Here is a 13,797-nt window from a genome sequence, read left to right as displayed (position 1 = left end):
CTAACCAATTTTTCACAGTTTTAACCGTTCAGGAATTACCCTCGCACATCCATTTCCATTAAAGTAGATGACAATTTCTTTACTCTGATAAACAACGGTTATCGGTCGGGTTATGTCATTTCAGGTCAAATTTCATCAGATCCGCGCGTTCGTCGAAGTGGCGCGTCAGGGCAGTATTCGCGGTGCCAGCCGGGCGATGAATCTGTCGCAACCGGCGTTAACCAAATCCATCAAAGAGCTGGAAGAGGGGATGGCGGCACAGCTGTTTGTGCGGCGCAGTAAAGGCGTGGCGCTGACGGAATGCGGCGAGAGTTTCTATCAGCACGCCAACCTGATCCTCGAAGAACTGCGCGCCGCGCAGGATGATATTCGCCAGCGTCAGGGGTTGCAGGGCGGGCAGATCAATATCGGGATGGGAGCCAGCGTGGCCCGGACGTTAATGCCTGCGGTGATCACCCGTTTTCACGAGCAGCACCCGCAGGTGAAAGTGCGAATTATGGAAGGGCAACTGGTGTCGATGATCAACGAATTACGCCAGGGAGAGCTGGATTTCACCATCAATACCTATTATCAGGGTCCTTACGATCACGAATTTACCTTTGAAAAACTGTTCGAAAAACCCTTCGCCATATTTTGTCGGCAAGGTCATCCGGCGATTGGCGCAAAATCCATTAGTGAGCTTATGAATTATAACTGGACGATGCCCACACCGCGCGGAAGTTATTACAAACAACTTGAAGACATATTCCGCCATCGCTCACAAATACCGCAAATTGGCGTAGTGTGTGAAACATTCTCGTCCTGTATTAGCCTGGTGGCGCAAAGCGATTTTTTGAGCATTTTGCCGCAGGAGCTGGGCTGCGACCCTCTGCTGGCGCACCGTCTGGTGATGTTGCCGGTTGAAGAAATATTACCCAAAGCCGCTTATTATTTAATCCAAAGACGTGATTCCCGACAAACACCGTTGACGGCATCATTAATAACGCAGTTCAGAAGACACGCCCATGGAATAATGTTCAACGAAGGGAAATAAAAAAATAGAGCCTGCCGACATCGGACAGACCCTACAGTACACACAGCAGTGCATCCTTGTGCAAGTCCCGCTTATTATCCGTGTTGCAGGTTTATTTAGTTATAACAGCTTTCCTCTAAAAATAAAGTGATCGGAGTGCATGATTTAACTTATTTTTAACTTAAACTGTACACTTAATCACCTGTTAAATTTATTTTAAGGCGGCTTCAGGATTATCTATTAGCTTTTTTAATACATACCTGCGCGTTATTATTTTTTCAGGGCGCTCGGCTGATATTGAGACGCTCGCCGGGCGCAGGTATAGTACGCCTTCAGATGTAGCGGGAGGAGCACCATGAAACCTGACGACAAATCGCTTTTTCTTGACGCCATGGATGATGTCCAGCCGCTGAAGCGCAGCACCGATATTAACTGGCAGCCGAGCCGCAATCCGCGTGCCCGCCAGCGTATCGACACTACCCAGCTCGATAATTTCCTCACCCTCGGCTTCCTCGATGTTCTGCCGCTTTCCGAACCGCTGATGTTTCAGCGCGAAGGCGTTCAGCGAGGGGTCATTGATAAGCTACGCACCGGTAAATACCCGCGTCAGGCCAGCCTAAACTTATTACGCCAGCCGGTGGAGCAGTGCCGTCAGATGCTGTTTGCATTTATTCAGCAGGCGCAGCAGGACAGTTTACGCAATCTGATTATCATCCACGGCAAGGGCCGGGAAGAGGGCTCGCATGCCAATATCGTGCGCAGCTACCTGGCGCGCTGGCTGGCGGAATTCGACGCCGTGCAGGCCGTCTGCGTTGCGCTGCCCCATCATGGCGGCAGCGGTGCGTGCTATGTAGCCTTACAAAAATCGGACGACGCTAAGCTGGAGAATCGGGAGCGGCACGCGAAGCGCAGCCGCTAAGTGCATCAAAAGGTTTCCCAGTTGCCATCCCCGGCGGAGGCTGCCGCCGGGCGCAATACCTGCGGTGTTTTCAGGTTTGCCGCGCGCGGGGAGATGGTCTGCGTTTGCACGTTCAGACGAAATGCGGCGACGGCCTGGCGCAGCTGTTCCGCCTGATCCTCCAGCGCCGCTGCCGCCGTAGCGGACTCCTGCACCAGCGCGGCGTTTTGCTGCGTCACGCTATCCATCTGCGAAACCGCCAGACTCACCTGCTCAATACCGCGACTCTGTTCATCGGACGCCGACGCGATTTCACCCATAATATCGGTTACGCGGGTGACGGCTGCGACGATCTCTTTCATGGTTTCCCCGGCTTCACTCACCTGACCGGAGCCGGTATTCACCCGGCTGACGGAATTTTCGATTAGCGCTTTGATCTCCTTCGCCGCCTGTGCGCTGCGGCTCGCCAGGGTGCGAACTTCCCCGGCGACCACGGCAAATCCGCGCCCTTGTTCACCGGCTCGCGCCGCTTCCACCGCGGCGTTCAGCGCCAGAATATTCGTCTGGAAGGCGATGCTGTCGATCACGCTGGTAATGTGCGCAATTTGCTGGGAGCTGTCGGCAATTTCGGTCATCGTGCGGATTACGTTATCCACCACACGCCCGCCGCGATCCGCCGTTTCCGACGCGTTTTTCGCGAGCAGAGTCGCCTGGCGCGCGTTGTCAGAGTTCTGTTTTACCGTGGCCGTCAGCTCTTCCATACTCGCCGCCGTCTCTTCCAGCGAAGAGGCCTGCTGCTCGGTACGGGCGGAGAGATCATTGCTGCCCGCGGCGATTTCGCCCGCGCCGGTGTAGATAGAATCGGTACTGCCGCGCACCGCGCTGACGGTCGTAACCAGCGACGTCTGCATCTCATGCAGCCCGGCCGCCAGCTGGCCCATCTCGTTGCGGCTGTCGATGGAAATAGCTTGTGTTAAATCGCCGCTGGCGATGGTGCGGATATGATTCATCACGCTGCGCAGAGGTTTCAGCAGCAGGTGCTGCAATCCCTGCCAGAACACAATCAGTACCGCCACTACCACCAGGAAAATGGTGCCCAGCGTCCACTGCATATGGGTAAAGCTGTTCTGGTTCTCTTTGGCCGCCGCTTTCAGCAGGGTGTTGTTTTCCGCCCGCCATTGGGTGTAGACGGCTTCCATTCCATCCTGCGCCTGCTGCGCGTCGAGATCGCCATACGCCTGATAGTTATCCGCGCGCAGATACTCAATCGACAGGCGCATCACCTCATGCATTTGGATGTACGCTTTTTGCATTTCAGCCGTGAGTTCCGGACGCTGGCCCTTCACCGGAGGCATGGCCTGCCAGGCGCTGTAGTAGTTTTCCGCTTTGGTCAGGGAATCGCTGGCGTTACCGAGCAGCTTATTGATCGCCGCCAGAGAGGCCGGGTCGCGCTGATTTTTGAGGTAACGAATGGCGACGCGCGTGACCGTGACGCGGGTTTTGACCAGCGTGTTGACGCTGTCGCTCAGGCTCTCCTGCTGTGCATTCAGGTTGCCTGAGTTCTGGAAGTTATGACGGTCATTGCTGACAGCGGAATAAAACAATCCCCCCGTGACGACTTGCAACAGGCAGAATATAGTGAGAGCAAAGACAATCCCGGTAATAACGTGCAGATTTTTCAGCATGACGGAAGCCCATTTGATGTGCAGAAGTTGCATCATTGTTATCGACGTAGTAGGGCTAAACTTTAATTTTACTACTGCTTAATTGGCAGTCAGACAGGTAGACGCATATGACCCGTATTGAGAAAAGTGGCAGTTATACGTTAGGGACTCGCGCGGTTAACCGACTCGGCTATGGCGCGATGCAGCTTGCAGGCCCCGGTGTATTTGGTCCGCCAAAAGACAAAGCGGCTGCGCTGGCAGTGCTGCGTGAAGCGGTGGCGGCAGGGGTGAATCATATTGATACCAGTGATTTCTACGGCCCGCATGTGACCAATCAGCTGATTCGGGAAGCACTGCATCCGTACCGTGACGATCTGACGCTGGTAACGAAAATTGGCGCCCGTCGCGGAACTGACGCCTCCTGGCTGCCGGCCTTTTCGGCTCAGGAGCTAACGCAGGCGGTGCACGATAACCTGCGAAACCTGCAGCTGGACGTGCTGGATGTGGTGAATTTACGCATCATGTTTAGCGCTCACGGCCCTGCAGAGGGATCGATTGAAGAACCTTTAACTACGCTTGTGGAATTACAGCGTCAGGGGCTGGTACGACACATTGGGCTGAGCAATGTTACTGCCACGCAAATTGCGCAGGCGCAGAGCATCACGCCGATTGTCTGCGTGCAGAATCTCTACAACATCGTTAATCGTCGCGACGATGCGCTGATCGATGAGCTGGCGGAGCAGGGGATTGCCTATGTGCCGTTCTTCCCGCTGGGGGGATTCACGCCGCTGCAATCGTCCGGCCTTCAAGTGGTTGCTGATTCACTGGGTGCCACGCCAATGCAGGTTGCACTGGCATGGCTGCTGAAACGCTCGCCGAATATCCTGCTGATTCCTGGCACGTCGTCGGTGGCACATCTGCGCGAAAACCTGGCGGCTGGCGATCTGGTGCTGCCGGATGACGCCCTGGCTGCCCTGAACGCGCTGGCGGAATAACCCGTCTGTTCAGGTAAACAGGCGGCCACGCCTTTATTCCGTGGCCGCTTCCGTCATTCGGCTTCTTCTGTGCAGCTCTAGCGCCTCAGCGATAATTTCCTGCTTACTCAGCCGCGTTTCATACGCCGTGGCTCTGACATATTCGACCAGCGTGGATTCAATCCTCGCGCTCAACATTTTTAAGTTAGCATCCTTTGCTGTACCGCGTGCTACACGCTTGTCCGGGTAATCTCGGCTTGGCATTGCTCAAGTCCTCCAAACGTTGTCTTGTTAATTCGTGCTGTGAAATATGCGTGGAGAGTGATTACAAGTCAACTTTCTGAAACTGCGGTTTAATTTGTATTAAATCCGTTAAAAACGCGCCTGGTTTTTGTGCCGATTTTCATTTGAAAGGGGAAAGGCTTGAGTATGGAAAGTGTGCAAAACAGCGGAAAATAATCATCCGGTTTTGCATAGTGTGTAAACGCTTCCATTCTCGGGATGAGGTCCTGCGTGAGAGCTTCTGGCTTAATCATAAATCTGCTCAATGAATTACAGGGATGTAAACAATTAAACATCACCTCAACGTGGGATCTTTACCTATGCAATAAAATGCTTTTTTATGCACTTAAAATTCGGAAAGTCCCATTTTTCGCCGATAGTGCTCCAGAGAGAGGGCGCGGAAGATGTAACATTTCTGCAAAGAACGGTTGCAAGAGCGGGCGTAAAAACAGCATAAAATTCTGAAAAAGTCTTATTTTAGTGAGTTTATAGTGTCTACTTTTTATTTGAAGTGATGATTTTTATTTCTGTTAGTGTGCTATGTTTTTTATTGTAGTGTAAGTGAAGTATGTGTTGTGTCTGCAAAGGGATACTGGCAATTAACAACCCCATTATTAATCTGTGTTATCCTTTGCGGATTGGCGCTATCAGGAAGTCATCGGCATGTACCACCTTTTCTTGGAATTCGATAATCTTGAACCCGGCGTAAAGTCTGTCGAAGATCTGAAGTATGTCATCCGTGATGATAAGCACACCGCCTTTGTGATGAGTGCGGTGGTGGCCAGATTTATCAAAGATGCGTTGATCATGAACCACACTATCATCAGTCTGAAGAACTGCCGTTTCGCCTTTGCGAACGGGGCAGAGTTCGTCGAATTTGACAGCAAAGGTCGGTCAAGGCGCTTCACCGACACACCGGACTGGTTCATTACACCTGGCGCGTTTGCGCGCTCCCAGTGGCTGGTGAACCATGAGCTTCACGATCTGATGACGCCGCAGTTTATCTCTACGTTTCTGGAAATGTTCTCCGATGTGAAAAAACGTCGGGAGCATTGCAATCTGCTGTTTGATTTGCAACTCGAAGAAAGCCCTCAACGCGGGAGAAGCGGTGCGAAAGTGGCCAGCAAAACCCGTGGATCCACGAAACAGAAGATTTCTGATTTAAGCTCGTTTGAATTATTCAGCCAGTTTTTTAACCGACTCAAAAAAGCGGTCGAGGCCAACCAGTTTCCCACGGTGCAGGTGCTGACGGGCATCGACGACGTCGCCAAAGTGCCCGCCACGCTGAAGAGCGCCGTGCGCACCTGGTTTAAAGCGATTTCGTCCGAGCTGCCGCCCAACAGCAAAAGAGTGGGGGCCGGTAATGCCGAGCTGTTTTGCGCACCGGTTCGCGCTCAAATCCAGCACATCGAAGCCTACGGCGTTGAGCGTTATTACAAGAAGCTGTCGAAGGCGATTGCCGAAGGCGGCGAGCGGTATATCGCTGACTTCACGTTTAAACTGTAGGGCTGAAACCGCCCATCAGAATAAAGGTTGGCGCTTTTCGCTGGTGCTGGTTAATCATCGGCACCAGCCGTCTGAAGTGTTCGCTCGCGCAATGCGCATCCAGCGCGGCGCGATCCGGCCACTCTTCGATAAAAACGAAATGCCCGGCATCTTTCTCGTCCACATATAAATCGTAGGCAATGCACAGCGGCTCCCGTTTGGTGGCCTCCACCAGCGCGCGGTAGAGCGGGAGTACGGTCTCAATGGCTTCCGGTTTAATAAAATCTTCCGCGATGACTTTCAGCATGATCTCTCCTTTTTAAATTCCGTGTGACTTCAACGGCTTCATTTTCGCGGGCCAGAATCGACTTGATCTGATCGCTAAATGCATAATACTGTATTTATATACAGTTATTATTGGGTTGGCTATCATGAATCCTGTTTTTTCATGTGAACATAAAGAAATCATCGAATTACCGCTTTTTCTGGAGCGCGTCCCGTGCGGGTTTCCCAGTCCGGCGCAGGATTATGTCGAAGATCGTCTCGATCTGAACAAACTGCTCATCGCACATCCCAGTGCGACCTATTTCGTGAAAGTGAGCGGGGATTCCATGATCGGCGCAGGGATTGGCGACGGGGATCTGCTGGTGATCGACCGATCGTTAACGGCGGAACATGGCGATATTGTGGTGGCGGCGATTGCGGGGGAGTTCACCGTGAAAGAGCTGCGCACCCGCCCGTACCTCCATCTGCTGCCGCACAACAAGCACTATTCTCCCATCGTTTTCCAGTCAGAGGACGAGCTGCAGCTCTTTGGCGTGGTAACGCACACCGTGAAATCGCACAAACATGTTCGCGCTCGTTGACGTCAACAGCTTCTACACCTCCTGTGAGACGGTGTTTCGCCCCGATCTGCAGGGCAAACCGGTGGTGGTGGTGTCCAACAACGACGGATGCATTATTTCCCGCTCGGCAGAAGCCAAAAAGCTTGGCATCAAGATGGGTGCGCCTTACTTCAAGATCAAAGACGAACTGCGGCGGCAAAAAGTGGCGGTGTTTAGCTCCAACTACGCCCTGTATGCAGACCTGAGCCATCGCGTGATGACGATCCTGGCGGAGATGGCGCCTGCGATTGAAGTGTATTCCATCGATGAGGCCTTTATTAATGTCTCCGGCGTGGCAAACTGCATCGCGCTTGAGACGTTTGGCCGTCAGATCCGCGAGCAGATCCTGAAAAATACCGGGCTGACCGTTGGCGTCGGTATCGCGCCGACCAAAACCCTCGCCAAGCTGGCCAACTTTGCGGCCAAAACCTGGCGTAAGACCGATGGCGTGGTGGATCTGTCCGATCCGGATCGTCAGCAAAAGCTGCTCGCGCTGGTGCCGGTGGGCGAAGTGTGGGGCGTGGGGCGGCGCATCGGCAAAAAACTCAATCAGATGGGCATTGAAAACGCGCTGCAGCTGGCGGAGTGCTCAACCTGGGTGATCCGTAAACATTTCAATGTGGTACTGGAGCGCACGGTGCGTGAGTTGCGCGGCGAGCCTTGTCTGGAGATCGATGAATTCGCGCCAGCGAAACAGCAGATCATCTGTAGCCGCTCCTTTGGGCACCGCATTACGGAGTACCGCGAGATGCAGCAGGCGGTGTGCGCTTACGCGGAACGTGCCGCCGAGAAGTTGCGGGCAGAAAAGCAGTTCTGCTGCGTGATCAGCGTGTTTATGCGCACCAGCCCGCACGCGGAAAATGAAGTGTTTTATGGCCCTCAGGCCAGCGGTCGTCTGGCGATCCCGTCGAACGACACGCGCGATATCATCCGCGTCGCCAGCCATGCGCTGGAGCGGATCTGGCAGGACGGTTTTCGCTATATGAAAGCGGGGGTGATGCTGAGCGATTTTTTCAGCCAGGGGGTCGCGCAGCTGAATTTGTTTGATGAATACCAGCCGCGAAACAACAGCCAGGCGCTGATGCAGACTATCGATCGGCTCAATCTCTCCGGGCGCGGAACGGTCTGGTTTGCCGGTCAGGGCAGCCAGAAAAGCTGGGCGATGAAACGCGAAATGCTGTCGCCGGGGTATACGACACGCTACGCCGATTTGCCTGTGGCAAAATAGTCGTTTCCCTCGTCGCGCGAGACAGTAAACTCGTGCGGTTTAACTCTGCTTGGGGCCGCTGATGAACAACGTTGCGCTAATGTACCGCCGTTTTGGTGAGCCGGAATCGGTGCTGCAACTGGAAACCTCCCGCTGCGGGCCGCTGGCTCCCGGCCAGTTACGGGTGCAGATGCTGTTCGCGCCGGTCAACGCCTCAGATCTGATCCCCATCACCGGGGCTTATCGCCATCGCACGCCGCTGCCTGCCATTGCGGGTTACGAGGGGGTTGGGGTGGTGATTGACGGGCCGCCCGGCTGGACCGGTAAACGGGTGCTGCCGCTGCGCGGACAGGGAACCTGGCAGCAGGTGGTGGATTGCCCGGCGGATCTGGCGGTTCCTGTGCCCGAGTTTATCGATTCCGTGCTTGCCGCGCGCGCGTACATTAACCCGCTGGCCGCGCAGCTGATGTTAAAACATTCTCCGCCACGGGGAAAACGCGTGCTGCTGACGGCCGCCGGATCGGACTGTGCGCTCCTGCTGGGACAGTGGGCGCTTCAGGCGGGGGCCGAATCCGTGTACGGCATTCATCGTTCAGCGGTTCACGCCGACCGGCTGGCAGCGCGGGGGATCACGCCAATATCACACCATGACACGGCGGCGATCCACGCCATCGCCAAAGAGACGGATATTGTCTTCGACGCCACGGGTGGCGAGGTGGCCGAGCAGATCCTGAATTCGCTGCCTGCGGCAGGCGTGTTTGTCAGCTACGGTCTGCTGTCCGGGAAGCTGTTCCGGCAACAGCCGCAGGTGCGCTGGTTTCATATTCGTAATTATCTGGCGGGAATGAGCGTGGCCGAGTGGCAGGGGGAGTTTCGTGAAATCTGGCCAAAACTGCAGGCCAGCCACGGCGGGGACGCCACGCTGTTTTCCCTTACAGAGTGGCGTCCGGCGCTGACGTATTACCGCGAGGCGGGCAGGATCGCGAAGCCGGTGTTTGCGATCAGCGATGGCTGACGTCGCTCAGCAACACGGCAATACTCTGGCCGCCCACCGTCTGCTCGAGGGCAATCTTCACGATAATGGTCAGCGGCACGGAGAGCAGCATCCCGACCGGGCCGAGCAGCCAGCCCCAGAAGATCAACGATAAAAAGACCACCAGCGTGGACAGCCCCAGCCCACGCCCCATCATGCGCGGTTCGAGAATATTGCCGAACACCAGATTTATCACCAGGTATCCCGCCAGCACGATCAGGGCATCGTACAGTCCGCTAAATACCAGCACCTGAGCGATAGGGGGGATGGCGGCCAGCACCGAGCCAATGTTGGGAATATAGTTGAGCGCAAAGGCCAGCAGCCCCCAGACAAACGCGAAGCGCACGTCCAGCGCGGCAAGCATGGCCCACGCCACCAGACCCGTCACAATACTGATGGCCGTTTTCAGCACCAGGTAGCGCGAAACACTGTCCAGCGCCCGCTGAATCGCCTCCATCCCCTCAACCGGGCGAGACATCATCTGCTGCAACTTCACGGGCAGCTGCGGCACTTCAATCAGCATAAACACCACCGTCAGCAGTAGCAGGAAAATCGAGGTCATCGCGCTCGAAAGCTGTGACAGCAGCGCCGTCACCAGCGTCATGGCGGCATTGGGGTCGATGTACTTCAGTAACTCTTCCACGGAGACTTCAATCCCGGCGCGCTGCAGCCAGGGTTCGAGATGCTGTAACGGCACGACCAGCGAGGAACGGTACTGCGGCAAAGTGCGCGCCAGCTCGTTCAGGGAGGTGCCCAGATACGCCACCAGCAGCACCATGGCCAGAATAATCACCGTGATAAGCAACGTAATCGCCAGCACCCGCGGGACGCGCAGGCGCACCATACGCTGCACCAACGGGTTGAGGATCACGGCGATAAACAGTGCCAGAATAAAGGGCACAATGATGTCGGCGGCAAAACGTACCCCCGCAAGAATGATCACCAGCATGCCGAGCATGATGACAATTTTCAGTCCGTTCAGTGTAATGATGGGCTTAGCCATGTGAGTTCCCGCGTGACGCTTTTTATTTATAATAATGATAATAACGGCAACGCGCATTTTATATGCGAACGAAAATAAAACGGGCAGGGTAAAGAATTGAAAATGTTTTGAGTAAATCCTTAGCTTATGGTACAAATCAGGCGTGTTTAACTACCGAGGACAATTTTCATCCGCAATGACGAGAAGCAATACCGCGGATAATTGTAATATTATGGACAATCTGTTCAGGACGTACTTTTCAAATAACACCGCTGTATTTTCCACCTCCCTCTGCCTGCTGTCCGGTGAGCAACACTGGCGCAACGCGCTATAGTCCCGTCTTCTGCCTGAGCTGACGCCATGCGTCTGGCTATCTGATTTATTTCATATTTTTGGGTTTGTCGTTTTCGACAAGCTGCAGTGATTTATATTCTCATGCAGGAGAAGTACCATGTTTTACTGGATATTGTTAGCCCTGGCCATTATCGCTGAAATTACCGGAACCTTGTCGATGAAATGGGCAAGCGTCAGCGATGGCAACACCGGATTTATTTTAATGCTGGTGATGATTTCCCTTTCGTATATTTTCCTGTCGTTCGCGGTTAAAAAAATCGCCCTCGGCGTGGCGTATGCGTTGTGGGAGGGGATCGGTATTCTGTTAATCACGCTGTTCAGCGTGATGTTATTTGATGAAACCCTGTCAACGATGAAAATTGCCGGTCTGACCACCCTGGTCGCGGGCATTGTGCTGATCAAATCGGGCACCCGCAAAGGCAAAAAACAGCCACAGGAGCCAACTCATGCAACAGTTTGAGTGGGTACATGGGGCGTGGCTGGCACTGGCGATTGTGCTGGAAATTGCCGCCAACGTATTCCTGAAATTCTCTGATGGCTTCCGCCGTAAAGTCTACGGCCTGATGTCAATCGCCGCAGTGTTGGGGGCGTTCAGCGCGCTGTCCCAGGCGGTGAAAGGGATCGATCTTTCCGTGGCCTACGCTCTGTGGGGCGGTTTCGGTATCGCCGCAACGCTGGCGGCGGGCTGGATTTTGTTCGGCCAACGTCTGAACCGTAAAGGCTGGATTGGCCTGGTCCTGCTGCTCGCCGGCATGATCATGATAAAACTGGCCTGATGTGATCGCTGCCTGTATTTACGGGCAGCGAAATTCGCTACCTGTATTACTCTTAGAAAGAAGTGCTTTTGAGAGGGCGGCGAATGTATAACCCATTAAGCTGGCGCAATATTCCCACCGCGAAAACCCTGTTTGTCATGATTTTTATGGCCGGGATCGGCCTGATCGTTTCCATCATTGCGCTGCTTTACCTTTCCCTGCACCTCATCAGCAGTAAAACCAACGAAATAGATGAACACCGTTCGGCGCTCTCCGTACAAGGGGCGATCCAGACGTCGGCCAACCGCGTCTGGTCGCTGGTGATTGATAATGCCGTCTGGGATGATGCCGTTCGTGAGGTGTATCCCCCGGTGCTGAACACCCAGTGGCTGTACAATACTTGGGGGGCAGGCTTTAAAATCAATAATTTGTACGACGGCACCTTCGTGCTGGACGAGCATTTCAATGTGTTGTGGGGGTCGTTTCAGAGCAAAGCCTTCCACGAGAAAAACCTCGATTTTTTTGGCAATGGCCTGAAGGCGCTGATTCGCGATAACGCCGACGCGCTGCGCGCTGAGAAAAATATCTACGCCGGGATCACCCGCACGCGCCAGGGGGTAGCGTTTGTCGGCATTGGGCTAATCCGCCCGATGATTGGCCGCCTGCAGGTGCACAACGATGTGCGCCGTTACCTGGTGATCACCCGCCACCTGAATCCGCAAATTCTGAGCGATCTGGGCAATACCTTTCAGATTGAAGATCTCAATTTCACCGTCGATCACACCAGCATCGCCAGCGTTCCGCTGAAAAGCTCGGCGGGCGAGCTGCTGGGCTATCTCAACTGGCAGCCACGACTGCCCGGTGCGCAGGCGGCCAGCGCCGCGTCGAACGACATCACGCAAATTGTGACCCTGGCGGCGGGGCTGATCCTGCTGTTTATTCTGCTGAGCAGCGTAGGGCTGTACAAACTGGCGCGCGGAGAAAATCAGGCCCGGCGGGTGGCGCGGACGGACTGGCTGAGCCATCTGCCCAATCGCCGCGCCCTGATTGAGGAGCTGGAGCGGGTGAGTTTGCGCGGCGATATTGATGTCAAAAGCGTGGTCTTTATCGATCTCGATGGTTTTAAAGATGTGAATGATATTTATGGTCACGACGTGGGCGACGACCTGATCATCATGATGGCTGGCGCCCTGCGTGAACGGGTGCTGGAAGGGGGCATGCTGGCCCGCATGGGAGGCGATGAATTTGCGATGTTGATTGGCGGCGACCATTCACAGGCGCAGGCGGCGGCGTTTGCCAATAACGTGCTTGAATTCCTGAGTGCACCCCTGCGCCTCGGTGAGCGCACCATTCACATCAGCGCCAGCATTGGAATTGCCAGCGGCACGCTGATCGAATGCACTAGCTCGGAGCTGTTCCGCCGGGCCGACATCGCCATGTATCACTCGAAAATTACCGGCAAGGGCCGCGTCACCCAGTATGACGCTGAACTGAACAGCGTGCGCGAGCAGCAGCTGGCGATTGAAAATGAGATCCGCAGCGGCATGGAACGCGACGAGTTCGACATCTGGTATCAGCCGATTATCGATGCGCGTAGCCAGAAAATGACCAGCGTTGAGGCGCTGCTGCGCTGGCCACGGCGTCCGGCGGGGGAACTGGGACCGGATGTGTTTATCAGTATCGCCGAGACCAGCGGCCTGATTTATGGTTTAGGGCAGTTTGTCCTGCGCCGCGCCTGTCAGGATCTGGAGCCTTTCGGTGATTTGAAGCTGTCGGTAAATATCTCTCCAGCGCAGTTTCGCGATCCCGAATTTGAGGACAAAGTGGCGCAGGTCATTGAAATGACGCGTTTCCCGGCCACGCGTCTGCAGCTGGAAGTGACGGAAACCTACGTGCTGGAAAACCCGGAGCGCGCCAGGGCCGCGATCTCGAATCTTAAAGCGCTGGGCATCGCCGTCGCGCTGGATGATTTCGGTACGGGCTACTCCAGCATCGGTTATTTACGCCGTTTTAATTTTGACACCATCAAGATCGACAAATCGCTGGCTGGGCTGGTGGATAACGACGAACAGGCGGCGGCGCTGGTGAGCGGCACCGTGCGGATTGCCAGTGCTCTGGGGATGGCGGTGGTGGCCGAAGGCGTGGAAAACGAAAAGCAGATGAAACTGCTGCGCCTCGCGGGCTGCGATCAGTTGCAAGGGTTCTGGTTCAGCCAGCCGATGCCCATCGAGGCGATTATGGAATTACGTGAAATCAAATATGGCTGA

14 protein-coding genes are annotated in these 13,797 nt (G+C 54.8%); 10 read left to right on the top strand and 4 right to left on the bottom strand.

Features of this window, described 5'->3' with window-relative positions:
- Positions 1–112 precede the first annotated feature (112 nt).
- Both F153LOC_RS03485 and smrA read left to right on the top strand, forming a co-directional pair.
- Positions 113–1,033, top strand: coding sequence for a LysR family transcriptional regulator (locus F153LOC_RS03485; RefSeq protein ID WP_102103596.1), 921 nt, complete (start codon positions 113–115; stop codon positions 1,031–1,033).
- 334 nt (positions 1,034–1,367) lie between these two features.
- Positions 1,368–1,931, top strand: coding sequence for a DNA endonuclease SmrA (smrA, locus tag F153LOC_RS03480; RefSeq protein WP_100780340.1), 564 nt, complete (start codon positions 1,368–1,370; stop codon positions 1,929–1,931).
- Positions 1,932–1,936: 5 nt separating this feature from the next.
- Here the strand turns inward: smrA and F153LOC_RS03475 are convergent, their stop codons facing one another.
- The gene (locus F153LOC_RS03475; RefSeq protein ID WP_102103597.1) at positions 1,937–3,595 is read right to left on the bottom strand and encodes a methyl-accepting chemotaxis protein; all 1,659 of its coding nucleotides are present in this window, start codon (positions 3,593–3,595) and stop codon (positions 1,937–1,939) included.
- Between the two features lie 107 nt (positions 3,596–3,702).
- On the opposite strand from F153LOC_RS03475, the gene F153LOC_RS03470 reads away from it, so the two are divergent.
- Positions 3,703–4,569 (top strand): aldo/keto reductase family oxidoreductase, encoded by an 867-nt coding sequence (locus F153LOC_RS03470; protein ID WP_102103598.1) that lies wholly within the window; start codon positions 3,703–3,705, stop codon positions 4,567–4,569.
- A gap of 33 nt (positions 4,570–4,602) precedes the next feature.
- Here F153LOC_RS03470 and F153LOC_RS03465 read toward each other — a convergent pair whose 3' ends face one another.
- On the bottom strand, positions 4,603–4,746 hold the full coding sequence (locus F153LOC_RS03465) for a hypothetical protein (RefSeq protein WP_228483593.1): 144 nt from the start codon (positions 4,744–4,746) through the stop codon (positions 4,603–4,605).
- A 747-nt stretch (positions 4,747–5,493) separates the two neighbouring features.
- Between F153LOC_RS03465 and F153LOC_RS03455 the strand changes: the two genes are divergently transcribed.
- Positions 5,494–6,336: a hypothetical protein gene (locus F153LOC_RS03455; protein WP_102103600.1), complete on the top strand. Its 843-nt coding sequence runs from the start codon at positions 5,494–5,496 to the stop codon at positions 6,334–6,336.
- Here the strand turns inward: F153LOC_RS03455 and F153LOC_RS03450 are convergent.
- Positions 6,326–6,622: a putative quinol monooxygenase gene (locus F153LOC_RS03450; protein WP_102103601.1), complete on the bottom strand. Its 297-nt coding sequence runs from the start codon at positions 6,620–6,622 to the stop codon at positions 6,326–6,328. The two genes, F153LOC_RS03455 and F153LOC_RS03450, sit on opposite strands and share 11 nt — an antisense overlap.
- Positions 6,623–6,746: 124 nt before the next feature.
- Between F153LOC_RS03450 and umuD the strand changes: the two genes are divergently transcribed.
- The 3 genes from umuD to F153LOC_RS03435 all read left to right on the top strand — a co-directional run bounded on the left by umuD (position 6,747) and on the right by F153LOC_RS03435 (position 9,421).
- Positions 6,747–7,181, top strand: a complete 435-nt coding sequence (gene umuD / locus F153LOC_RS03445) for a translesion error-prone DNA polymerase V autoproteolytic subunit (RefSeq protein ID WP_100780333.1) — start codon at positions 6,747–6,749, stop codon at positions 7,179–7,181.
- A complete protein-coding gene (gene umuC / locus F153LOC_RS03440; protein ID WP_100780332.1) occupies positions 7,165–8,427 on the top strand; it encodes a translesion error-prone DNA polymerase V subunit UmuC in 1,263 nt (420 codons plus the stop codon). The genes umuD and umuC overlap by 17 nt, the downstream gene beginning before the upstream one ends.
- 61 nt (positions 8,428–8,488) lie before the next feature.
- Positions 8,489–9,421 carry a zinc-dependent alcohol dehydrogenase family protein gene (locus F153LOC_RS03435; protein WP_102103602.1) on the top strand — a complete coding sequence of 311 codons (933 nt, stop codon included), beginning with the start codon at positions 8,489–8,491 and terminating at the stop codon, positions 9,419–9,421.
- Here F153LOC_RS03435 and F153LOC_RS03430 read toward each other — a convergent pair.
- On the bottom strand, positions 9,408–10,442 hold the full coding sequence (locus F153LOC_RS03430; RefSeq protein ID WP_100780330.1) for an AI-2E family transporter: 1,035 nt from the start codon (positions 10,440–10,442) through the stop codon (positions 9,408–9,410). The genes F153LOC_RS03435 and F153LOC_RS03430 overlap by 14 nt on opposite strands.
- Positions 10,443–10,872: 430 nt before the next feature.
- Between F153LOC_RS03430 and mdtJ the strand changes: the two genes are divergently transcribed.
- The 3 genes from mdtJ to F153LOC_RS03410 all read left to right on the top strand — a co-directional run bounded on the left by mdtJ (position 10,873) and on the right by F153LOC_RS03410 (position 13,797).
- Positions 10,873–11,235: a multidrug/spermidine efflux SMR transporter subunit MdtJ gene (gene mdtJ, locus F153LOC_RS03420; RefSeq protein ID WP_100780329.1), complete on the top strand. Its 363-nt coding sequence runs from the start codon at positions 10,873–10,875 to the stop codon at positions 11,233–11,235.
- Entirely contained in the window at positions 11,222–11,551 is a 330-nt protein-coding gene (gene mdtI, locus F153LOC_RS03415; RefSeq protein WP_100780328.1) for a multidrug/spermidine efflux SMR transporter subunit MdtI, read from the top strand. Before mdtJ ends, mdtI begins: the two co-directional genes overlap by 14 nt.
- Positions 11,552–11,634: 83 nt before the next feature.
- The gene (locus tag F153LOC_RS03410) at positions 11,635–13,797 is read left to right on the top strand and encodes a bifunctional diguanylate cyclase/phosphodiesterase (protein WP_102103603.1); all 2,163 of its coding nucleotides are present in this window, start codon (positions 11,635–11,637) and stop codon (positions 13,795–13,797) included.

Origin of the sequence: Lelliottia sp. F153 (genome assembly GCF_002870005.1) — a bacterium.
GTDB lineage: Bacteria > Pseudomonadota > Gammaproteobacteria > Enterobacterales > Enterobacteriaceae > Enterobacter > Enterobacter nimipressuralis.
This window is presented reverse-complemented; position numbering and strand designations above follow the sequence as displayed.